The 21,932-nt window shown below is 63.9% G+C and carries 17 protein-coding genes; 11 read left to right on the top strand and 6 right to left on the bottom strand.

The window, feature by feature from the left end:
* Window positions 1–126: 126 nt before the first annotated feature.
* The 8 genes from H7A19_17185 to H7A19_17150 all read left to right on the top strand — a co-directional run bounded on the left by H7A19_17185 (window position 127) and on the right by H7A19_17150 (window position 9,247).
* Window positions 127–1,848 carry a protein kinase gene (locus H7A19_17185; protein MCP5476567.1) on the top strand — a complete coding sequence of 574 codons (1,722 nt, stop codon included), beginning with the start codon at window positions 127–129 and terminating at the stop codon, window positions 1,846–1,848.
* Entirely contained in the window at window positions 1,845–3,188 is a 1,344-nt protein-coding gene (locus tag H7A19_17180; GenBank protein MCP5476566.1) for a carbohydrate porin, read from the top strand. The genes H7A19_17185 and H7A19_17180 overlap by 4 nt, the downstream gene beginning before the upstream one ends.
* Complete coding sequence (locus H7A19_17175; GenBank protein MCP5476565.1) at window positions 3,142–3,480, top strand: IPTL-CTERM sorting domain-containing protein; 339 nt, start codon at window positions 3,142–3,144, stop codon at window positions 3,478–3,480. Before H7A19_17180 ends, H7A19_17175 begins: the two co-directional genes overlap by 47 nt.
* A 233-nt stretch (window positions 3,481–3,713) precedes the next feature.
* Window positions 3,714–5,312, top strand: coding sequence for an ABC-F family ATP-binding cassette domain-containing protein (locus H7A19_17170; GenBank protein ID MCP5476564.1), 1,599 nt, complete (start codon window positions 3,714–3,716; stop codon window positions 5,310–5,312).
* Window positions 5,313–5,480: 168 nt separating this feature from the next.
* Window positions 5,481–6,059 (top strand): GNAT family N-acetyltransferase, encoded by a 579-nt coding sequence (locus H7A19_17165; protein MCP5476563.1) that lies wholly within the window; start codon window positions 5,481–5,483, stop codon window positions 6,057–6,059.
* Window positions 6,060–6,337: 278 nt separating this feature from the next.
* A complete protein-coding gene (locus H7A19_17160) occupies window positions 6,338–7,150 on the top strand; it encodes a hypothetical protein (GenBank protein MCP5476562.1) in 813 nt (270 codons plus the stop codon).
* Between the two features lie 28 nt (window positions 7,151–7,178).
* Window positions 7,179–7,469 (top strand): hypothetical protein, encoded by a 291-nt coding sequence (locus tag H7A19_17155; GenBank protein MCP5476561.1) that lies wholly within the window; start codon window positions 7,179–7,181, stop codon window positions 7,467–7,469.
* 29 nt (window positions 7,470–7,498) lie between these two features.
* Window positions 7,499–9,247, top strand: a complete 1,749-nt coding sequence (locus H7A19_17150) for a diguanylate cyclase (protein MCP5476560.1) — start codon at window positions 7,499–7,501, stop codon at window positions 9,245–9,247.
* A 228-nt stretch (window positions 9,248–9,475) separates the two neighbouring features.
* On the opposite strand, the gene H7A19_17145 is transcribed toward H7A19_17150, so the two are convergent.
* Both H7A19_17145 and H7A19_17140 read right to left on the bottom strand, forming a co-directional pair.
* Window positions 9,476–10,993: a DUF1501 domain-containing protein gene (locus H7A19_17145; protein MCP5476559.1), complete on the bottom strand. Its 1,518-nt coding sequence runs from the start codon at window positions 10,991–10,993 to the stop codon at window positions 9,476–9,478.
* A 12-nt stretch (window positions 10,994–11,005) separates the two neighbouring features.
* Complete coding sequence (locus tag H7A19_17140) at window positions 11,006–13,696, bottom strand: DUF1800 domain-containing protein (GenBank protein MCP5476558.1); 2,691 nt, start codon at window positions 13,694–13,696, stop codon at window positions 11,006–11,008.
* A 209-nt stretch (window positions 13,697–13,905) separates the two neighbouring features.
* Between H7A19_17140 and H7A19_17135 the strand changes: the two genes are divergently transcribed.
* Window positions 13,906–14,799 (top strand): adenylate/guanylate cyclase domain-containing protein, encoded by an 894-nt coding sequence (locus tag H7A19_17135; protein MCP5476557.1) that lies wholly within the window; start codon window positions 13,906–13,908, stop codon window positions 14,797–14,799.
* Between the two features lie 54 nt (window positions 14,800–14,853).
* On the opposite strand, the gene H7A19_17130 is transcribed toward H7A19_17135, so the two are convergent.
* Both H7A19_17130 and H7A19_17125 read right to left on the bottom strand, forming a co-directional pair.
* Window positions 14,854–16,164 (bottom strand): HlyC/CorC family transporter, encoded by a 1,311-nt coding sequence (locus H7A19_17130; protein MCP5476556.1) that lies wholly within the window; start codon window positions 16,162–16,164, stop codon window positions 14,854–14,856.
* Between the two features lie 76 nt (window positions 16,165–16,240).
* Window positions 16,241–16,645, bottom strand: a complete 405-nt coding sequence (locus tag H7A19_17125) for a hypothetical protein (protein MCP5476555.1) — start codon at window positions 16,643–16,645, stop codon at window positions 16,241–16,243.
* A gap of 14 nt (window positions 16,646–16,659) precedes the next feature.
* On the opposite strand from H7A19_17125, the gene H7A19_17120 reads away from it, so the two are divergent.
* Both H7A19_17120 and H7A19_17115 read left to right on the top strand, forming a co-directional pair.
* A complete protein-coding gene (locus tag H7A19_17120; GenBank protein MCP5476554.1) occupies window positions 16,660–17,067 on the top strand; it encodes an MGMT family protein in 408 nt (135 codons plus the stop codon).
* 60 nt (window positions 17,068–17,127) lie between these two features.
* Window positions 17,128–17,772 carry a rhomboid family intramembrane serine protease gene (locus H7A19_17115; GenBank protein ID MCP5476553.1) on the top strand — a complete coding sequence of 215 codons (645 nt, stop codon included), beginning with the start codon at window positions 17,128–17,130 and terminating at the stop codon, window positions 17,770–17,772.
* Between the two features lie 113 nt (window positions 17,773–17,885).
* Here the strand turns inward: H7A19_17115 and H7A19_17110 are convergent, their stop codons facing one another.
* Complete coding sequence (locus tag H7A19_17110) at window positions 17,886–20,063, bottom strand: IPT/TIG domain-containing protein (GenBank protein MCP5476552.1); 2,178 nt, start codon at window positions 20,061–20,063, stop codon at window positions 17,886–17,888.
* Between the two features lie 313 nt (window positions 20,064–20,376).
* The gene (locus H7A19_17105) at window positions 20,377–21,813 is read right to left on the bottom strand and encodes a hypothetical protein (protein ID MCP5476551.1); all 1,437 of its coding nucleotides are present in this window, start codon (window positions 21,811–21,813) and stop codon (window positions 20,377–20,379) included.
* Window positions 21,814–21,932: the final 119 nt, after the last annotated feature.

The following is a 21,932-nucleotide window of genomic DNA, read 5'->3' as shown; positions in this document are numbered from 1 at the left end:
CCCGTGAGCGAGATTCATCCGCTGATGGGGATCCCGAGCATCGGCGATGGTCTGGTGAGCGGTTCACAAGCTTGTGCTAATGCGAGTGGATCACACTGCTCCGACGATGGAATCACGATCGCTCCAGTGAACACCGACACGCTCCCTAGACAGATTGGCAAGTACTGGGTCAAGCGCCTGCTTGGCAGCGGCGGCATGGGACGAGTGTTCCTGGCGGTGGATCCCGACATTGGCCGTGAGGTGGCCATCAAGCTGGTCACCCTGGGTCGGGATCCGCAAGCCAACGAGCGCTTTCTGCGCGAAGCCCAGACCATGGGCAGATTGAACCATCCAAACATCGTGACCCTGCTCGAATTCGGCGTCGAGCAACATTCGCCTTTCCTGGTGCTGGAGTTTCTCTCCGGTGAGGATCTGAGCCAGTGGATGCACCGTCCGCAAACGCTGCGCGCCCAGGTACAGGTAATGCTGGGTGTGGCCGAAGCGATAGCCGCAGCGCATCGGGTCGGTGTGCTGCATAGAGACCTCAAACCCGAGAATGTTCGGGTGCTGGAGGATGGCCGTTGCAAGCTGCTCGATTTCGGCATCGCCCAATCCGGTGGCAGCTCCTTGACGGCGTCAGGCTATTTCGTGGGCACACCGGAGTTTGTGGCGCCGGAGGTGATGTCGGGCGCCAGTCACGCGCCATCGTCGGATGTGTACGCTCTCGGGCTGCTGTTCTACACCATGCTGGCAGGGGAAAACCCGTTCCGCGGCGACACCGTGCAGTCGACCGTGGCCCGGGTGGTGGCGGCGCCTCTGCCGGCGCTGGCTTCGCGCGTCAACGGCGCTCCCGGGCCGCTGTTGATGCTGATCGAGCAATGTGTGCAGAAGGTGCCAGAACAACGACCGGCAAGCGCCGACGATGTGGTGCTGCGCCTGCGCGAGATCCTCGCCGGCATCGGACCTGATGTCCGTGTCCAGCAAATCGCTTCTTCGGAAACCGCACCAGCGCCGATCGCGGGCGGACTCACGCGTGGCGCCTCGCCGGTGGTCCCGGGCGACAGCAGAACGACGAAGTCGATGGGCTGGTGGTTGGCGGCTGTGGTGCCGGTGGCCCTGGCGATCTGGTGGCTGTGGCCGGCGAAGGTGGAGCAAGACTTGGCCTCCGGGCGGCCCGATGAGACTGCCGCTGTCGCCACCACGGCGCCTGCCTCCAGCATCGAGCAGGCGGGCGATGCCGACACGGCGGTGGTTGCAGAGACGCCAACCAGCCCCACGCCCGCTGCCGGCGCCGAGCCGACCTCGATCCAGCCGCCACCAGAGACGAAGGCGCAGGCAGACAGCGAACCTGCCGTGCTCGCTCCGGCGCGGGAGCGCCCGCAGCCTGCGGCCAGCGCCGCGACGAAACCTTCGGTGCCGGCAACGCAGCTCAGCGTTGCGCCCGTTTCCAGTGCGCCCGAGAGCCCGCCTGAGCGCCAGCCGGCCGAGCCGATCATCCCGCTACCGCCGACCATACCGCCGGCGGCAGAGCCGACGGCCAGTCAGGAGCCGGTCACGGGCCAGCCAACCGAGGTCAATCCGCCAGCGCCGATTCGCATTGATCGATTCAGCCCGCGGGTGATCCGGGCGGGGCGCAGCGTCACCCTGCGCATCGAGGGCGCCGGTCTTGCGGCCATCGAGACGGCCCTAGTGAGCAGTGGCGGCGTCGCCGATGCGCGCTTTCGGATTGGCACCTTCAAGCGCCGTAGCGACAGCAATCTCGAGTTCAGCCTGAATGTCGCCCGCGGTGTGCCGCTGGGCAGCTATCCCTTGCTGCTACAGGGCTCCAAGGGGAATGCCGAGCCCATCATCCTGGAGGTAAGTCTTTGAAAAGCCTTGCAAAGCCGCATCGTCTGGTGGTGGCCCTGATGCTGGCGCTGATCGGTCCATCCATTGATGCGGCCAACACCGCCGAGGTGGAGGCGCGCCTGAGTGCGCTGGAATCACGCTGGGATCAGATGGAGGCCGAGTTGTCAGCGATCCGGGCGCTGGTCCAGAACGCCGCCCCCGCGCCATCCGCGGACCTGCCTGCGGCGGTGGGCGCTGTCAGCAAGACCGTCGACGGCCTGGGCGCCGATCTGGCCGAGGTACGTGCAGAGGTTGAATCGCAGAGCCAGGCTCTGGCGGCGGTGGGTGCAGCACGCCAGCGCGACATCGCCATCAGCAGCTACGGCGCCGTCAACTTCGGCAAGCGATCCGGACAGGACTCGATCATCGACGCCGAGTCCTTCGAGCTGGTGCTGAGCGGCCAGCCGCATGAACGCATCAGTTTCTTCAGCGAGATCGAGTTCGAGCGTGCGGCCTCGGTGGGTGCAGAGCGCGGCGGCGAAGTTCTGCTGGAGCAGGCCTATGTGGATCTGGCCTGGAACGAATCACTGGCCCTGCGCGCCGGCGTCATTCTGGTGCCCTTCGGCAACAATGAGGCGGACCACTACGCACCGCTGCGAGACGTGATAGCGCGGCCGCTGTCCTCGCGACTGATCGCGCCCTCGGACTGGACCGACAACGGCTTCGGACTGGTCGGGCACGCGGAACTCAATCCCGACTGGCAACTGGACTGGGAGGCTTATCTGATCGCCGGCCTCGATGACCAGTTCGGTTACAACGGACTGCGCAACAACCGTCAGGGCTTTGGTGTGGACAACAACAATGACAAGGCCCTGTCAGCGCACCTGACCCTGCGCCAGAGCGATCAACTGGCACTGGGTCTGGGCATCTACAGCGGCGCCTACGATGACGCCGGCAAACAGCAGCTGCGCGGAATTGGTCTGGACTGGACCTGGCGCTGGGATGCATGGAAGTTCACGGGCGAATACCTGTCGATGCGCGCCGAGCGCGAACATGCCGATCCCGGCACCTTCAGGGGCGGCTACGCCCGGGTGGGTTATGACCTCGACCGCTGGTTTCCAGACACCTGGAAAAGCGAGACTTTTCCCGACGCCCGCCTCAGCCTGATCTACGAATACGATCATGTCAGCGTGCAGGATCTGACCAGCGTCTCGGCAATGGTCTTGCGCGAACGCGAGCGCAAGCACCTGCTGGGCCTGCGTTACGAGCCCGACCACAGCTGGATATTCAAGCTCAACCGCGAGTGGTCCGATGCCAGCGGCCGGCCGCTGGTCAATGGCGACGCAGACGGCTGGACACTGGGAATCGGCTTCGTGTTCTGAGCAGGCTGGCAGCTTCAGGCACACCGTTCTACCAGCCACGAGAACAAGATGGCGCGCTGAAATTCCCTCCCTGCAGGGCTTTTCCTACAGCAACAGTGCAGGTGCCACGGCGGTCAATGCCAGCAACGGTTCGGATACGCCAGACCCGGTTGCCGGCAATGACGTCGCTAACGTGTCCGTGCAGGTCGGCTTCGCGGTCGAGGGTATTCCTGCTTTGGGCAACGACGGGCTGATTCTGCTCGCTTTGGCGCTGGCACTGCTGGGTGCTGTCTCTGTGCGCCGAGATCGCTGACACGCCTTGTTGGAGGGCGCCGCGCTGTTTTCGCTGAAGCTCACGAGCGGCCGCGCAGGCGCGCGGCCCTCCTCGGAGTCGCTTCGAAGCAGCGCGGTTCGTGGCCCATGGTCTGCTGCCGGCCAGGATCAAAGAACCGCAAGGTCGCCAATACTGCGAGCCCTTCCCGTGCCCCCAAAAATACTCGCCTGCTGACGCAAACCTTCTAGAACTCCGGCGTAGACTCCGCGCCCATGATTGCCTTCAAGAATTTCGCGCTGCGCCGCGGCGAGCGCCTGTTGCTGTCCGGAATGGACATTGCCCTGCATGACGGCCAGCGCGTTGGCGTGATCGGGCGTAATGGCTGTGGCAAGTCCAGTCTGTTTGCCGTGATCCAGGGTGAGCTGGAAGCTGACCGCGGCGATGTCGATATCCCGCAGCGGCTGCGTATCGCCAGCGTGGCCCAGGAAACGCCGTCCTTGCCGGATCCAGCGCTGGATTTCGTGCTCTCGGGCGACACCGAAGTGCACGCCATCATTCGCGCCGAGGCCGAAGCGATGGCCGCCGAGGACTGGGACGCGGTGGCCGAGGCCCACCAGAAGCTGGCCGAGATCAACGGCTATGACGCCACGGCGCGCGCGGGGCGACTGTTGCATGGTCTGGGTTTCACGCCGGACACCCACGAGATGCCGGTGTCGGCCTTTTCCGGCGGCTGGCGGGTGCGCCTGAATCTGGCGCGGGCATTGATGATGCCCAGTGATTTGCTGCTGCTCGACGAGCCCACCAACCATCTGGACCTGGATGCGGTGATGTGGCTGGAGCAATGGCTGCTGAAATATCCGGGCATGTTGATGATGATCTCGCATGACCGCGAGTTCCTTGATGGATTGTGCACCCATACGCTGCATCTGAACGAGGGCAAGGCCAAGCTCTACACCGGCGACTACACCAGCTTCGAGCGCCAGCGCTCAGAGCATCTGCGCCTGCAGCAGATCGCCTTCGAGAAGGAGCAGGCCGAGCGTGCCCATCTGCAGGCCTTCATCGACCGCTTCAAGGCGTCGGCGGCGCGCGCCAAGCAGGCGCAGTCGCGGGTCAAGCGTCTGGCCAAGCTGGCCGGTACCGAGGCGGTGCGCGCCGAGCGTGAAGTGCGCATTGGTTTCAGCGATCCGCCCAAGCTGCCGTTCTCGCTGATTCGCCTGAATCATGTCGATGCCGGTTATGGCCAGCATCGGGTGCTGGCCAATGTCGACTTCCGCCTGGAAGCGGGCGATCGCATCGGTTTGCTTGGCCCCAACGGCGCCGGCAAATCGACGCTGGTCAAGTCGCTGGTCGGCGAACTGCCCTTGCTCAAGGGCGAGCGCATCAACCATCCGGACCTGGAACTCGGCTACTTCGCCCAGCACACGGTGGAATCGCTGCATGAGGGTCAAAGCCCGATCGATCACATGCGCATGATTGCGCCCGGTGTGTCGGTACAGGAATTCCGCGATTACCTGGGGCGCTGGAGCTTTCCCGGCAATCGCGCTTTCGAGCTGGTCGACGGCTTCTCCGGCGGCGAGCGAGCGCGGCTGGCGCTGGCCCTGATCGCCTGGCGCAAACCCAACGTCATGCTGCTCGACGAGCCCACCAACCATCTGGATCTGGAAACCCGTGAGGCCCTGGCCGAAGCCCTGAGTGACTTCGGCGGCGCCATCGTGCTGGTCTCGCATGACCGCCATCTCACCGGTCTGGTGTGCAACACCTATTGGCGCGTGGCCGACGGCCATGTGGAGGAGTTCGACGGCGATCTGGACGAATACGCGGCCTGGCTGCGCACCCGCAACAACAAGACAGCGGAGCGTCGCGCGGCTTAGCGGACGCCGCGCCCCGGCTGGGGCCTGCTGGTGCAGGGTGCCGAAGAAGCAGGCCGCAAAGGTCGCGAAGGAAAAGCAGAAAGGACGCGAAGGGAAGCGGCTGGGTTCGGCTCGACAGACTTGCTGCTGTTCGGGCCATCGGCAAGACTCTGCGTCGACTGATGATGCTTGAGAACTGATCCCGTGATGGGCGACCACCCGCCTCAGATGCCGCCATTGCGGGAGATGGTCAGGGATGGATTGCGTCTGCGGCCCCTGGTTCAGTTCGACGAAGCGCTCTATTGCGCCGTATACACCGATGTCGATCTGATGCGGCAGGTGGCCGAGGTATTGACCAAGCCCGCGGCACAGCGCGCCTTCGCCCTGGCCTTGAAGGCCAACGCGGATCCGCACTCGCGGGCGCGCTATTGGGTGATCGAAGCCCTGGATGCCGACGTCGGGCTGCTGGGCGTCGTGGCAACACCGGCCGCCGAGACCGAGCTGCAAGGTGAAGTCGGGGCCATGGTGCTGGCGGCGTGGCAGAACCGCGGCCTTGCGGCCAAGGCCATTGCGTTGCTGGCTGATCATGTCTTCAGCGCGTCGACCGTGGCCCGTCTGCATACCCGGCATGCCGGCAACAACGGGTCTGCCAGCGGCTTGATGCACAAGCTCGGCTTCGCGGCGCTGACAGCGGATGCCGACACGGCGCTCGGCTTTCGCTGGGAGTTGACTCGGCGGCAATGGCAGCAGCGGCAGGGCCTGGACTGAGGGCAAGTGGGCAAGAGGGCAAGAGGGCAAGAGGGCAAGAGGGCAAGAGGGCAAGAGGGCAAGAGGGCAAGAGGGCAAGAGGGCAAGAAAGATCAGCAGCTCGCCTCAAACCCGCTCTTGCGTGCCCTCTTGCCCTCGCGCCCTCGTGCCCTCGTGCTTTTGCCCCTCGCGCCCTCGCGCCCTGTTGCATTGACTCATCATTCGGATATGGTGTGCCCGGGCCGGTCGCGCCGATGCGGCCACGATTGATTCGCTGCAACTTCCTGAGGCCGGGCTGGATGCAAACTGAGCGTGCCGAGCTTGCGGGTTCACTGGTCTGCGTGGGTCTGGGGATGACTCTGGGCGCGCACATCAGTCCGCGGTCTCGTAGCCATATCGAACAGGCCGAGGTGGTCTTCGCCGCGGTCTCCGATCCACTGGTGGAACTCTGGCTGCAGCAGATGCATGCGGATGTGCGCAACCTGCAGCCCTGTTACGGTGAGGGCAAGTCGCGTCACCAGACCTATCGCGAGATGGTCGAGGTCATGCTGATCGAAGTTCGCGCCGGCAAGCGCGTCTGTGGCGCCTTCTACGGCCATCCGGGCGTGTTCGCGCTGGCGCCGCATCAGGCGATCGAGCAGGCCCGTCAAGAGGGCTTTCACGCGCACATGGAGCCGGGCATTTCAGCCGAGGATTGTCTCTACGCTGATCTCGGCATCGATCCTGGGCGTTACGGCTGCCAGCATTTCGAAGCCAGTCAGTTCATGGCCTACCAGCGCCACATCGATACTGCGGCCTATCTGATCCTCTGGCAGGTGGGCATCACTGGTGACATCCATAGCCGCAGGTTGAGCACCAACCCTGCGTACGTGGAATTGCTGGTCGAAGTGCTGGGCGCCGACTATCCCGCCGAGCACCGGGTGACCGTCTACGAAGCGGCGACGCTGGCCATCGCCCCCCCGAGGATCGAAACACTGGCGCTGCGGGATCTGGCCTCTGTGCCCCTCACCCTGCAATCGACGCTGATCGTACCGCCCGCTCGGCGCATGCTCAGCAATGCGCTGGTCAAATCCAAACTCGACGCACTGGAACAGCAGTTCCGTGCCGCTTGAGCCCACCCCAAGTCCACAGGAGAACGGCATGTCGAAGGTTGTTGAATTTCTTGCCCAGTTAGGTGCCTCGGTTGAGCAGTCGGATCAGAGCTATGCGGCGGCGGTATCCCGCCTGGATGTTGGCGCCGAACTGCGTGAAGCGCTGGCGCGTCGTGATGCCACCCGTCTGCCGCAGTTGCTCGGCGCCAGCGAGGCCGTGTGCTTCATCTTGCTGCCGGCAGAAAACGAACCGCAGCAACCGGATGAGCAACCGGCTCAAGATCCGGCTCAGGAGCCTGAGCAGCAGACCGAGTCGCGGCGGGTTGCGGCGGGGCGCTGAACACGGCCAGATCCATGTCCAGTCGGCCAATGCTCCGCGCGAGCTGCCTGGCGCTGCTGCTCTGCCTGACGCCTCAGGCCCACGGTGATTCGGATCAGTTCGAATCACTGTTGGCTGAAGCGGATGCCCTGCGCAGTGCCGATGCGGGCAAATTTTCCCTGCTGCTGGATCGGCTCGATGCCATAAGTGTCGAGGCGACCGTGCAGCAGCGTGAACGTCTGCGCTATCTGCAGACCTACAGACTCGCGCTGGCCGGTGATTTTCAAGGCGCGATCCGCGATCTCAAGGTGCTGTTCGAAGAAGCTACCGATGTGAACGTGCGCTTTCAGACTGGCGCGTTTCTCGTCAACAACTTTGCGGCAACACGAGAGTTTGCGGAGGGCCTGGCCTACCTCGACCAGACCCTGGCCTTGCTGCCTCAGATCAGTGACCAGCAGCTGCGGCAGCAGAGCCTGATCGGTGCCATGGTGCTCTTCAATCAGGTGGGGCAGTACGATCTGGCGCTGCACTATGCCGACATGGTGCTGGCTGAACCGACCAGCGGGCGTACGCGCTGCAAAGCGGAATTCATGCGTCTGGAAGCCCTGTTCAATCTGGGTGAGCTGCCGGCAGACGATCAGCAGTTCACGGAGCGAATCCAGCGCTGTCAAGCCGAAGGTGAGGTCCTGGTGACCGGTTTCGTTCGCGGCTATCTGGCGCGCAAGTGGGATGCCGAGGGACGAACTGCCGAGGCGGTGAGCTTGTTGCAGCAGCACCTAGCCGAGGTCGACGCCACCCGCTACCCGCGGCTGATCGGCGAAATCCAGTCACTGCTTGCGCAGTACCATTACAAGCTGGGTCACGCGGCTGAAGCCGAGGAGCACGCCCGCCAGGCCATCGCCCAGAGCAGCGGCATTGCCTTTTCTCTGCCGCTGGTGCTGGCCTACAAGACCCTTTATGACACCGCCATCGAACGCGGCGACACGGCCGCTGCGCTGGAGCAGTACCGCAATTATGCCGAGGCCGACAAGGCCTATCTGGATGCCACCAAGGCCCGCGAACTGGCGGTGCAGCTGGCCAAGCACGAAACCCTGCAGAAGACCCAGACCATCGAGCTGCTCAACCGCCAGAACCGGGTGCTGCAGCTGGAGCAGAAGGTCAGCAAGCAGGCGGCCACCAACACCCAGCTGGTGCTGGCGCTGGTGTTGTTGCTGCTGGCGTCGCTGGCCTTCTGGGCCTATCGCATCAAGCGGGTGCAGATCGAGCTGAAGCGACTGGCTGAAACCGACGCCTTGACTGGCCTGTCCAATCGCGGGCATTTCACCGATCGCGCTGGCGAACTGCTGCTGGCCAGCGAACGCAAGCGCAGGGTGGTGAGCTTGATCATGTTTGATCTGGACCTGTTCAAGCGCATCAACGATCACTTTGGACATGCCACCGGCGACTGGGTGTTGCGTCAGGTCGCGTCGGTGTCGAAGTCAGCGGTGACGGGCAAAGACGTTTTTGCGCGCATTGGTGGAGAAGAGTTCGCGATTCTGCGCCCGGACTGCGATCTGGATTGCGCCCGCGAGCTGGCTTCGCAGCTACGCGAGTGCATTGCTGGCATCGATGGTCGCACTAACGGCGCCAGCTTCGAGGTCAGCGCCAGCTTTGGAGTCAGCTCCAGCGCAGATTCCGGCTACGATCTGGATCGATTGCTGGCCCATGCCGATCACGCCCTCTATGCCTCCAAGCACGCCGGCCGTAACCGTGTGAATGTCTATGATTCCAGCATGGCTGAAGTAGCCCAGGCGCCGTAGAGCGCGGTCTCGTCAAACATGCCTCAAGTTGTTGGATTGAGGGCGAGAGGGCACGAGGGCACGCAAGATCAAGAGCTCGCGGTGAGGCTGCCATTGCTGCCCTCGTGCCCCCCCAATGCTGGTTGCGCGAAACAGGCGCGCCGCCAGGGGCGACGGGGACTCCCATGGCCTCGCTTATGGCCGCGTTGGCAGGATCAGCGGATGCTGATCTTGCCTGCGGTTGTCGGATCAGCTCATGAATCCCAGATCATTGCCGTTGAAGTTGGCGAGTTGCGGGAAGATGGCATCCAGCGCCGTGCTGTCGGTCACGCCCATCCAGCGCGCCAGCGTGGAGGCCACCTGATCCACCGCTGTGGTCGGGATGTACTGCCCGCGTGACAGGCTCCAGTCCTGGTCGGCGTTGTCGTTGGCGTTGAGCACCAGTTTCGGGAACTTGCCGTAGAGCTGATTGCCGCGCACGGCGTCGCCCAGCACCAGCAGATTGCCGCCCCAGGCGTGATCGGAGCCGCTGCCATTGCCGCTCAGCGTGCGCCCGAAATCGCTCATCGTGAAGGTGGTGACTTCGCTGCGGGCGTTGATCTCGCCCAGCGCACTCCAGAAGGCACCGAGGGCCTGATTCAGTGTGGTCAGCAGCGCGCCGTGGCCGGTGCTCGCTATCTCGCCGCCGGCTTCAAACATGCCCTGGTGCAGATCGAAGCTGCCCATGCGTACGTAATAGACCTGACGATTGGCGCCCAGCGTGCGGCTGACCTTGATCATGCGCGCCACCATCTTCAACTGGTCTGCGAGGGTGTTGCCGGCCGGAAACACACTGCTGACATTGCCGCTGCCATCGGGCGCATCCAGCAGGGTGGCCAGGCTTTCGCCTACATCGAGCGAGCGTCGGGCAATGCTGGAATAGCCGCGGGCGAAGGGATGGACCTGGGCATCGTCGAGCAGGTCGTTGAGGACTGCACGACGCACATTGGAATAGTTGGCGGTGCTGTCGGCAGCATAGTTGTCGATCAGGTCGACGCCAGCGCTGGACAGCTGATAGGGCAGGATCTGGTCGCCGATCAGGAAGCGCGCGGCGCCGGCGACCGAAATCGTCGGAGACAGCCCGTTCGCCAGCGGGCCACCTGCGGCCAGTTTGGCCACCCGGCCACCCCAGCCGAAACGTGCCATCGGATTGCTCGGCGCCGACATGCCCACCTGCCACTGCAGTTCCTGGTCGTTGTGCGAGAACAGCTGCGGTGGCCGTGGCGCACCGTTTTCGTACTCGCTCTTGCTGATCGGTCGGACCAAGGTGCCGGTGTTGCAGACAAAGGCCGCCTTGCCCTGATTGAACAAGCTCTGGATGCCGCTGTGGGCCTGCGCGGCGCTGCCGTTGACCGCAGTGAAATCGGCATTGGCCGGGTGCAGGCCATAGGCACTGGGCTGGTTACTGGGTGTGATCGGCAGCAGATCGTTGAAAGCCAGTGCCAGGCCGCTGCTGTTGCTGCCGCTGTACACGCCGCCGCGGGTCAGGCGGTAGGTGTCGTAGCGGCTGCCGGAGCTCTCGCTGTCGCGTGGCACCAGCCAGTTCCAGGAATCGTTGGCGCCAGCCAGATAGACGCAGACCAGGGCGCGGTAGCCAGTGGCCGACTGGGCCATGGCTCGCGGCATCAGCGCCAGCTGCGGAATCAGGCTGGCCAGCGAGCCTGCGGCAAAGCTGCAGCCCAGCTTCTTCAGGAACTCGCGACGGTTGTTGCTGCTGTGGTGACCCATGACGGCGGCTCCTTACTGCTGCACGGCAAATTCGGACGAGATGGCAATCAGATGGATCAGGCTGAGCACCTTGCGACGGTGATCGGCATCGGCCATGCCGGTGTCCAGCAAGGCCACCAGCTTGCCGCGCATGCTGTCACTCATGCTGCCGTAGAGCAGCCGCTGGTTGAGTTCCTCCACCAGTTCGGCATGCCCGGCAGGCATGGCGTCGATCACGGTCGGCGACAGATAGGCGGCATTGTTGGGCGTGGCAAAGCCGGTGGTAGTGGCGCTGGTGGCGTTGTAACCGCTGAAGATGCGGCGCCAGAACTCGTCGGACATGCTGATGAAGGTCGATTCGTTGAGAATCTGGAATTCCGGCGAATACAGGCCGGCATCCGCGATCTCACCGGGCTGCTGGTAGTCGGGCTCGTAGAAATTGAACACCGAGGTGGCGCGCAGTGGCGCCTGGCCGAGGCCCCCGCGCTCGGTGCCGCTCAAACCGTTGGCGCCATTGAGGCCGTTCTGTACACCGAAGGCGCGCAGGATGGCGGTCAGCCGCAGCAGCGGTTCGCGCAGCTTGCCGAATTCCGTCGCTGGCGCGCTGGCCCGGGCCTCTGGATCCAGCAGGATGGCCTTGACCACGGCGCCGAGATTGCCACGCACGCCGCTGCCATCGTCCTCGAATACCGCGGCCACGCGCTCGATGTAGCTGGGCGAGGGATTGCTGGTGGTCAGTCGCTGGATCAGCTGCCTGGCCATCATCGGTGGCACATTCGGATGCAGGTAGAGCGAATCCAGCAAGGTGTCCAGCTGGTTGTTGCAGTAATCGATGCAGGTCTGCTGGTCGCTGGCTGGCGTGGAGGTGTAGCAGGCCACCGGGCTCGGCTGGATGCTGATGCCACCCAGCAGAATCTTGGTGTCATTGGGCGCCGGCAGTACGGCGTAGTTGTTGCTGGCGGTGGCCGAGCGTCCGGTGTCGCTGTAGCGCGGATAGCAGACCATGGGCTGGTAAGTGTCCGGATGCGCCAGCGCCGTGACCGTGCCAGGCACCGCGTAGCGACCGGGCGTGGAGAAGAACTGCGTGGTCGAGAACTGGCCGGCGGTGCCGGTGCTCAGGCCACAGTTGCGATTGATGAACACGCCGCTGACGGTGGCGGGGCCTGAGCACGAGTAGCTGAAGCCGGTCAGTACCCGTGCGGTGGCCGTGACCAGATCCTGGGTGTAGGTGGGCACTGGTGCGCCATTGCTCAGGACCGGGCTGAAATCGCGATTGCGCTCGATCAGGCCGATCGAGAACAACTGCATGACCTCGCGGGCATAGTTCTCATCGGGCTGGATCAGACTCGGCACCAGGGTGTTGGAGTCATCCAGAGTCCAGTCGGTCTTCTGATTGCGCAGATGGGTCAGGAAGGTGCCCATCATCGGGCTCAGCGTGACCTCGCGCAGCAGGGTTCGGTAGTTGCCGAAGGCGTTGCGCAGCAGGATGTCGTTGTACTCGGCCACGCCGATGGTGTTGTTGTCGAGTGCGCCGACCTCCGACAGCACCAGGATCTGCGAGAGCGCAAACGCCATGCGCTGGCGCAACTGGTCCGGCGCGTACAGGGCCGAGTTGAACCAGCGTTCCTGCCGGTAGGCGCGATAGAACTGCGCGTTGCGCGGATCGATCAGCACCTGGGCAGCGATCTGTTGCTCGATGGTGGGCCGTTGCAGCGTCGGCGGCACTGTCAGCTGGGCGTCGATCCAGCCGGCATATCCCAGCGTGCGCACGGAGGCGATATCGGCGGGGGTGGGACCAAAGCTGGCCTGGGTCAGGAAGCGCGCGGCGCTCTTGTCGCTGCTCGGTCCGCAATCGCTGCCGCTGAGCGCACTCAGCCGAGTCAGACTGAGGCTGCCGCTGCCGAATCCCGGCTGGGTGCTGGTCCAGGTCCAGTTGGCGTGGTCGGCATCGACGCCGGTAAAGGTCATCGTGCCCCAGGGCACGCTGATCACCTCCGCCGGATTGAAGGCCGGCGGAAAATCAGCGCCCGAGGTGATCGAGGCGGTCAGCGTGGCGCTGTTGCCCTGTATCGGCCCCAGCGCGGTCATCCAGCGCTGTTCGCCGTTGAGGTAGGCATACCAGATCGCCAGCAGCTGGCGCTCACTGCCGCTGCCGAGGACTTCGGTGAAGATGCCGTGGCCGTTCTGGGCCGGGTCGTACCAGGATCCGCTGTGGCAGGCCGCAATCTGCCCCACGGTCGGCTCGAAGCGGCTATCCGGCGTGGTCAGTCGCTCGATCGGCATGCTGCCGTTGTTGAATCCGGCGTAGGTGCTGGTCCAGCTGGCACTGCCGTGACTGGCGTCACTGAAACTCAGGGTCAGCGTGCCCCAGGGCTCCACCTGGGCGGTCGCCGGATCGAATCGGGGCGGGAAGTCGGCGCCACGGGTGATCGACAGGGGGATGCTGACCTGATTGCCAGTCGCACTGCCGACGCCGATCAGCCAGCGTTGCTGGCCGTCCAGATAGGTGAACCAGGTGGCCAGCAGCAAAGGTTGACCATTGCTGACAATGTGCTGCAGCACAAAGCCCTGGCCATTCTGGGCCGGGTCGTAGAAGGTGCCGCTGATGTTGCTGCCGATCACGTAGCCGGCCTTGTTGGCGGGATCGACCGCCAGGGCGCGGCTTCCCGCGAGCATCAGGCCCAGATAGAGGATGGACGCAAAGAGGTGTCGCGGCGTGTTCATGCAGCCTCCTGACGGGAATTCGGGCCGGATCCGGCGAATTGTTTGCCATGGACAACGATCCAGTCCGGCAACGGTTGACATACCCGTGTAGCCTTGGGCACCTTGAATGTTCGAAGCTGCACAAAATTTTTGCCGCTGATCGACCAGTATCGCGAATACTGGTGTTTCCCTACTTTGCCCGCCGGTGGCGATCGCCTAGCATTGGACCCATGAGTCTTCAGCCCATCACCATCCTCTTTGCCGACATCGCGGGCAGCACCAAGCTCTTCGAGAAGCTTGGCGACGTCGGCGCCCGGGCCATCACCTCGGCGGTGCTCTCGGTTCTGACCGAGATCACCCAGCAACACGGGGGCCGGGTGATCAAGACCATCGGCGATGAACTGATGTGCACCTTTCCGGGCCCCATGGCCGGCATCATGGCGGCCATCGACATGCAGCGTCGGGTGCACGGCGATCTGATCTGGCAGCGTGATTTCCTGGCCGTGCGCATCGGCTTGCATCATGGCGAGGCCTTGCTGGAAGAGGGCGATGTCTACGGCGATGCCGTCAACACCGCCGCGCGCATGACCCAGATGGCCAAGCGCGAGCAGATCGTGACCACGCTGACCACCATCCAGGGCATGAGCAACAGCTCGATGATCCGCACCCGCCATCTCGGCGATGTGCGCGTGGCCGGCAAGCACAATCCGGTCGAGATCGTCGATGTGATCTGGCAGGAAGACACCTCCAACGTCACCATGGTGGCGCGGGCCATCCGCCTTGACGATGCTCCGGCCGGCGCCAAGCTCACGCTGCGCTTTCGGGGGCAGCTGATCGAGTTGTCCAGCCTGGCGCCGCCCTTCGGCCTCGGCCGCGATCCGGGCAGCTCGCTGGTCATCGACAACGAATGGGTGTCACGCAATCACGCCACCATCGAGTTCAGGCGCGGTTATTTCGTGTTGACCGATCGCAGCACCAACGGCACCTATCTGCGGCTGGATGACGACGACGAATTGCGCCTGCATCGCGACGAAGTGCAGTTGCGCAAATCCGGCAAGATCAGTCTGGGTCAGTCCACCGACAAGGATTCGGCTGACGTTCTCTATTTCCAGTGTTCGGGTTGAGAGTTCGGAGCTGATTGCCGCCGCCGGCGCCTCAGTCTGGCGGAAGGCCGTGGCTCAAACCGCCGGAGGCGTAGGTCGCAATAGCGACACCAGCACCTTGTCGACCCTTGCGCCATCCAGGTCGACGACCTCGAAGCGGTAATCGTCGAAGTCGTAGGTCTCCGCCACCTTGGGAATATGGCCGAGCTCGGAGATCAGCATGCCAGCCAAGGTCTGGTACGCGTGTTCGCCCTCACCAGGCAGTGCCGGCAGTTCCAGCAGATCCCGCAGATCCTCGATCTTGAGCGCGCCATCCAGCAGATAACTGCCGTCGGCGCGGCTCACGATCATGGCGTCATCGGTGTCCGGCCGGCCCTGATGAACGGTGGCGCCGAGGATCGCCGCCATCACGTCATTGCGCGTGACCAGCCCCTGCAGATCGCCATATTCATCCACCACCAGCGCCAGCCGCGACTCGGCATCGCCCAGTTCGTTCAGCAATTTCAGCGCGCTGGTGGATTCGGGCACGAACAGCGGCTTCTCCAGCCGCTTGAACAGATCGAACTGGCCACCGGAGCCAATGCGCTCGATCAGGGATTTGACCGTCAACACGCCCAGCACTTCCTTGTCACTGCCACGCATGACCGGATAGCTGGCGTAGGGCGTGGTTCGCATCGTGGCCAGGTTCTCCGCCAGCGGCGCTTCGGCATTGAGCCAGGCGATGCGGTTTCGGGGCGTCATCACGCTCTCGGCACTGCGGTCCGAGAGCCGCAGTGCGCGATTGATCATGTTGCGCTCGATGTCTTCAATCTCTCCCTGTTCGGCACTCTCGGCCACCAGCAGGCGGATCTCTTCTTCGGTGATGCGCGACTCGTTGCTGTCGCCAGCGCCCAGCAGCCGCAAGCTGACCCGGGTGATGAAGGCCAGCATGACCACGAAGGGATGGGTGATGCGGCTGAAGACCAGCATCGGCATCGCGACGATGACGGCAATGCGTTCGGGTGCCAGCAAGGCCAGGCGCTTGGGCATCAGCTCGCCCAGGATGATGCTGAACAGCGTGATGCCCACCACGGCAATGCCCAGGCCCAGGGGCTCTGCGTAGGCCGCCAGCGGATCGAACTGCGACAGCCAGTCTGAAATCCGCGCACCGATCGCGGCGCCACTGAACACGCCGGTCAGAATGCCGACCAGGGTGATGCCGGTTTGCACCGCCGACAGGAAAGTCTCCGGATGCTCGGCCAGCTTCAGGGCCGCGCGCGCACCACGATGGGTCTCGGCCTGCTGCTTGAGGCGGCCCTTGCGCGAAGTGACAACCGCCATTTCGCTGAGGGCAAAGAAGCCATTGAGCAGGACCAGGCCCAGCAACAACAGAAGTTCCAGAGGCATGGGTCGGCGCTGGATAGCGGTCTCGGTGTACGAACGCTGATTAGAGCACAGCGAGGCCGCGATCCCGCGGCTGGACTCAGGTGCGGTCCTCGCCGGGTGACACCAGCGACTCCAGACCATCGGCCAGAGAGCCGAGCTCATTCAGCACGCGATCCAGTTCGCGCGTGCTCAGCGAGCCATAGCCACGGTTCTCGCACAGATGCACGTAGGCGGTGCCGTCAAGGTCGTCCACGGCGAGAAAGCCGACCCGTTGAGCCCAGTTGAAGCGCAGGCATTTCTCGGCGGGCAATCGCGCCAGCGGAGCGACCGGGGTGGACATGCGCAGCAAGCGCTTGCCGTCCTCGGTTTCAATGTCGGCCAGGAATAGACTCTGCACACGCCCGGCCGGCAGATTCAGGTCGAGACTGATCACGAAGGGTTGGTTCTGGTTCAACTGGTGTCGGCTGGCAAGATGCGAGCGGATGTCTTCAAAATTGTGCACGGGAACGATTCCGGATGATCGATGTGGACGATGTTAGCAGCCTTCCATCCGATCGCGCCGGTCGCGGGCAAGTCAGTGGTGAGCAGGCGCGCGATCGGATTCTTGGCGTGGTGGCAGCGATACCACGCGGTTCGGTGTTGAGCTACGGCGCTGTTGCGTTGCGGGCCGGTTTGCCAGGGCGTGCGCGACTGGTGGCCCGCGTGCTGTCGCAGTTGCCCGATGGCCATGATCTGCCCTGGCACCGCGTGCTCCGCGCCAGTGGCAGCATTGCCTTCGCGCCGGGCTCGGTCGATTTCGAGCGCCAGCGGTGCCTGCTTGAGGCCGAAGCTTGCACGGTGTCGGCGCAGGGCAGGGTGAAGTCGGCTCCTCGCCAGCCGCAAACACTGGACGAGGCGCTCTGGGGTGGTCTTTTTCCGGATTGACCCCAGATCAGGTCTTCAAACGAGTTCCATCACTTCGAGCTGGCCGGCACAGGATTCCGCATGCAAGTCCCTCCGATGACCCGTGGTCTGCTGATTGTTTGCGGCCTGATCTTTCTGCTGCAGTCCATGGACCCGCAGGCCTGGCTCACCATCCATTTCGCCTTGTGGCCGCTGGGCAATGGCGGCAGTGGCCTGCCGCCTCAACTCGGCGGCTGGCCGCAATTCCAGATCTGGCAGCTGCTGAGCTATGGATTCCTGCATGGCAGCGTGCAACATCTGCTGTTCAACTGTCTGGCGCTGTGGATGTTCGGCAGTGATCTGGAGCGCTTCTGGGGGCCGGGGCCGTACCTGCGCTTCGTGCTGGTATCCATCGTCGGCGCCGGCGTGGCCCAGCTGATCGTCGCCAGCTTCAGTGGTGAGCCCTATCCCACCGTGGGCATCTCCGGCGGTGTCTACGGCATCCTGCTGGGTTTCGGCATGATGTTCCCCAACCGCATCATCATGCCGCTGTTCCCGCCGATTCCGATGAAGGCCAAGTTTGCGGTGATGCTGTTCGCCGGCATCGAGGTCTATCTCGGCGTCTTCACCCGCGGCGGCGGTGTCGCCCATTTTGCCCACCTCGGCGGACTGGCCACCGGCTTTGTGATGATCCAGTACTGGCGCGGGCTGCTGCCGTGGAAACCGAAGCGGGTGCTGCGGTATTGAGGGCGCAAATTGCCAGCTGTCTGTGGGAGCGGGCTCCGCCCGCGATCTTCGTTGGTGCCCCGAAAAGATCGCGGGCAGAGCCCGCTCCCACAGGATCCGCGCCCCCGGCTTCTTCAGTACTGCCAGTTGAAGTTGACGTTGCCCACGCCCGAGGCGGGTACCGTGTAGCTGTGATTGCCGCCGTTCTCCCAGGTCACGGCGCCGCCGGCGGTGATCTTGATGGCCTTGAACTGCAGGGTCTTGCCGGCTGGCACGCTGACCGTGAGCCACCAGTTGGGGTAGGTGGTTGGCGTGGTCAACATGGCGCCCACGGCACCCGTGGTGGTGGTCGACCAGTTGCCCAACTCCACGGTATTGCCGGTCAGGTAGATGTTGTCACCGGGGTTCGTCGGTGAGGCATTGTTGACGGTGAAGGTCACCGGGATCAGCTTGGCTTGATAGACCGTGAAATTGAAGCTGTTCGACGGCGTGGTGCTGCCCGAGCGGGTCACGGTGATGGCGCTGACGCCCTGGCCTACGCTGGGCACGGTCGCCACCACTTGCTGGTCGCTCCAGCTGACGATGGAGGCTGCCGTAGTTCCGAATTTCACCGAACCGCTGGCGCTGCCGAAACCTTGCCCCGAAATCACCACTTTGACGCCGGGCTGGGCGGCAGTCGGCGTGACATTGCCGAGCTGAGCGCTGCTGGTGGCCGGATCGCGCTGCCACACCGAGACACTGTTGGCCGGCAAGGAGAAGTTTGCCGTGCTGTACCCGCCGCTGACGGCGCCGGTGGCTGTCAGTGAAACGCCGCTGACCAATCCGCTCAGATAGTCGGTGTAGGTGCCGGTGGGTAGCGAGGTGACCAGGCCGCTGATGTTCTGCGCCGAGCTGCCCTTGTTGATGGCCACCACCACCACGCTGCCGTAGAACTTGCGCTCGAAGATGAAGGTATTGCTGTTGATCCAGCGCTCGCCGATGGAGCCGTAGGCCAGCGCCTCATTGTTCTTGCGCAGCGTCGACAGGCTCTTGATCAGCTTGAAGGCGGTCGTGGTTTCGCTGAAGCCCGGCATCTTGCGGCGGTTGTCCGGATCGTCGCCACCTTCGAGGTACTGCTCGGTGCCGTAATAGATGCAGGGAATGCCGCGAGCGGTCAGCACGAAGGCCAGCGCGCCGTGCAGGTGGGCGCGATCGCTGCTGCTGGTGTCCACCGTCAAGAAGCGCTTGCGATCGTGGTTGTCGACGAAATTGACCAGATCGTTCTGGTAGGCAAAGTCAGCCTGCTGCTGCACCAGCACCGAGTTCAGTGCGGTGAAGGAGCCACCCTGGCCGAATACGCTGTTGATCGTGGTGAACAGCGGAAAATTCAGCTCGGCCACGCCGCTCTTGTTCGAGAACTTGAGCAGATCCTTGTACAGCGGGTTGTTGCTGTCGTCGGCCACCCATTCGCCGAAGACAAAGCTCTGCTTGTTGCTGTAGATGTGATTGGCCAGGCTGTATTGCCAGCCCCAGTTGACGTGCTTGGTGGCGTCAAGTCGAAAGCCGTCCACGCCTAGATTCTGCAGATTGGTCACCGCGCCCTTGAGCAGGGCATCGACTGTCGGATTGGTCTGATTGAGATCGGACAGATCGTAGATGGTGTAGTACTGGGTCTCGTAGGGCGAATCCCATTGCGCGCCGCCCATGTTCGGGCCGGTCTGGAAGAAGCCGCCGGGATTGCTGCTGTAGGTGGCCTGCAGCACACCGTTGGCATAGAGCGCGCCGTCATCACCAGAGCCGCGCACATTGGAATGGTTGGGTGCGAAGTCGACGATCACCTTGATGCCGGCATTGTGGGCGGCGGTCACGAAATCGGTGAAGGGCTGCCAGGAGCGGCTGCTGGTGGTGAAGTGCTCATCGGGCTTGAGCGTGTCGCGCATCTCGTAGCCGTGATAGGGCGCCACCGAGCCCGCCAGCGCCTGCAGATTGCGGTTGTCCAGCGGCGAGGTCACCCAGATGGCGCTGACACCCATGTTCTGCAGATAGCTCATCTTGGCGGTCAATCCCTGGAAATCGCCGCCGAGGTATTTCTGCAGATTGCTGCCGCTGGCATCGAACAGCGGATCGCCACTCGGGTTGTTGGTCGTGGTCCCGTCGAAAAAGCGGTCGACGAAGACCTGGTAGATCACATCGCGGTTGTAGCCAGGACGGATGCTCTGGGCATCGGCACTGCCGAGCAGTCCGAGCCCGGCGGGCAGCATCAGGGCGGCGGCCACCCAGGTCGAAAGACGCGAAGCACGGTGTTGCGCAAGCGTGAAGGCGTAGCTGTTCATCAAACTCTCCCCAGTCTGAAGGCACAGGAACCGGCGATCGACGATCGCTCGGGCACCCTCGTTTCAGGCACACGCAGGCAGCCGCTTGAGCGAACCCGCAGGTTCGTCCCCTCTCAAGGCGGCGTCAGTGAGTGCAACGACGGTGATGCGCAGCCTAGAACCTGAACGCCCACTGTAACAGTCGGTTGCATACGTATTCATGCGTGATCGTCGCAAACGAATGCAGAGAGCGGGGCTTGGCGGGCCTGCTGCGCAGGTGCCTGCTTGCGCTGGCTCTTCCGGGTGTTTCGAGATCTGGGCCCTCGCGCGCCCGTCAGCCGCCGCGCCGACCCAAGGACAGATGCGTACGCCACACGGCGGCTTGAACGCTGCGCAGCTGGTCGGGATCGAAGTGGAGCAGCGCGCCGTTGCGCAGCCGGAGTTGGGCCGGCAGGCCGCTCGGCGATTGTTGATAGAGCTCGGCGTAGATGCTCAACGCGGCGGCATAGCTGCCCAGTACCGAGGGATGAAACTGATCCGAATCGTACAGCGGCAGGGTAGGGACGGCGCGCCAGGCCTCGCGCCAGGCTTCGCCCGCCGGGATGAACATGCCGTTGATCGCCAGCGCGGCTTCCGAGTAGCTGTCGCGCACATCATCGAAGAATGCGCTGCGTGAGGCATCGGGCCACACCATGTACAGCGCCGGCCGCGCGCCGCCCGCGCGAATCAGTGGATCAAATCGACTGGCCCAGGTGCGCAGATGCGCCTGGCTCTCGGGCAGAGACGACGGCCCCTGCTGCATGATCACCCAGCGATAGCCGCCATTGGCCAGCGCCGTGTGGGCCGTGCGCTGGCGAAAATGATCCTCCAGCGCGGCGTTCGGCGCGGTGATGGCGTCGGCCACCAGTACCTTGCCGGTCTGCGCGACGATGGCTTCCAGCATCATCGGCATGTCATGGGAATAGGTCAGGCTGTTGCCGATGAACAACACCTTGGCGTGATCGGGCAGGCCATTGTCCTCGATGTTGTTGACGTCGAACTGGAAGGCAAGATTCCCCCCGACCACGGCGACCTCGGCGCGCAGGATGTCGCTGCCGGCATCGGCACTGTCATTGCCCGCATCCCAGGCGACGACCGAGCGCGCCGAATCGGCGTGGACCGGCGCCATCGGTGGCGCCAGCGTCAGCGCCAGCAGCGCCAGCCATCCGATGCCCAGCGGCACCGCCGCACCCGCTCTGTGCAAATGCCGACGACCGAGCCAGCCCAGCATCAAAGCTGTCAGCAACAAGCCCAAACCACCCAGCAAGGGAATCGGACGTGCCGCCTGGCCCAGATCCAGCGCCACTATCGCCGCCTGTGTTCCATCGCCCACCGCATCCGAGGCGGCCAGATCAAGTCGCTCAGCCATCAAGCGCATGGACAGGCGAGGCCATGCCGAAAATTGATTCAGCGGCAGCGACCAGGCGATCCGATCGCTTCCGGCATCGCCCTGACCGTGGCCTATCGCCACGGGCTCGGTCGACCGGAATTCATCATGCCAGCTGCCATCCCGGCAGCTCTGGATGGCCACTTCCACCACCGACACCCGATCCGAGCGGGCCAGGGCGCGCAACTCGCTACCCGCTACACCGACCTCGCCCGATTCCACCAGGCATCCGCTGCTGCCGTCGCCATCCAGATCGATCAGCGCCTGGTACTGATAGCTGGCGGCCAGCAGAGGCGCCGTTCCCAAAACCCACAGTAGCAGCACCGCAGAGCATGACATTCGCATGAGGATTCTCACCAAGCAGGTCGCAAGTCTCTGATTTGAATGTAGGTTACGTTGGTCGCGTAGCGGCCTACGTGACTGGCGCAGCTGTCACGTAGACCCTTCGGGTCAACGTGACCTAC

This window comes from Rhodanobacteraceae bacterium (genome assembly GCA_024234055.1).
Classification (GTDB): Bacteria; Pseudomonadota; Gammaproteobacteria; order Xanthomonadales; family SZUA-5; genus JADKFD01.
Note: the sequence above shows the minus strand (reverse complement) of the source record. Positions and strands in the feature narration are given on the sequence as shown.

Coding starts and splice junctions, on each gene's coding strand:
- H7A19_17155 (MCP5476561.1), top strand. CDS start 7,179: ATGTCGAAGGTTGTTGAATTTCTTGCCCAGTTAGGTGCCTCGGTTGAG.
- H7A19_17160 (MCP5476562.1), top strand. CDS start 6,338: ATGCAAACTGAGCGTGCCGAGCTTGCGGGTTCACTGGTCTGCGTGGGT.
- H7A19_17145 (MCP5476559.1), bottom strand. CDS start 10,993: ATGGGTCACCACAGCAGCAACAACCGTCGCGAGTTCCTGAAGAAGCTG.
- H7A19_17140 (MCP5476558.1), bottom strand. CDS start 13,696: ATGAACACGCCGCGACACCTCTTTGCGTCCATCCTCTATCTGGGCCTG.
- H7A19_17150 (MCP5476560.1), top strand. CDS start 7,499: ATGCTCCGCGCGAGCTGCCTGGCGCTGCTGCTCTGCCTGACGCCTCAG.
- H7A19_17105 (MCP5476551.1), bottom strand. CDS start 21,813: ATGCGAATGTCATGCTCTGCGGTGCTGCTACTGTGGGTTTTGGGAACG.
- H7A19_17120 (MCP5476554.1), top strand. CDS start 16,660: ATGATCGATGTGGACGATGTTAGCAGCCTTCCATCCGATCGCGCCGGT.
- H7A19_17130 (MCP5476556.1), bottom strand. CDS start 16,164: ATGCCTCTGGAACTTCTGTTGTTGCTGGGCCTGGTCCTGCTCAATGGC.
- H7A19_17115 (MCP5476553.1), top strand. CDS start 17,128: ATGCAAGTCCCTCCGATGACCCGTGGTCTGCTGATTGTTTGCGGCCTG.
- H7A19_17135 (MCP5476557.1), top strand. CDS start 13,906: ATGAGTCTTCAGCCCATCACCATCCTCTTTGCCGACATCGCGGGCAGC.
- H7A19_17170 (MCP5476564.1), top strand. CDS start 3,714: ATGATTGCCTTCAAGAATTTCGCGCTGCGCCGCGGCGAGCGCCTGTTG.
- H7A19_17175 (MCP5476565.1), top strand. CDS start 3,142: ATGGCGACGCAGACGGCTGGACACTGGGAATCGGCTTCGTGTTCTGAG.
- H7A19_17110 (MCP5476552.1), bottom strand. CDS start 20,063: ATGAACAGCTACGCCTTCACGCTTGCGCAACACCGTGCTTCGCGTCTT.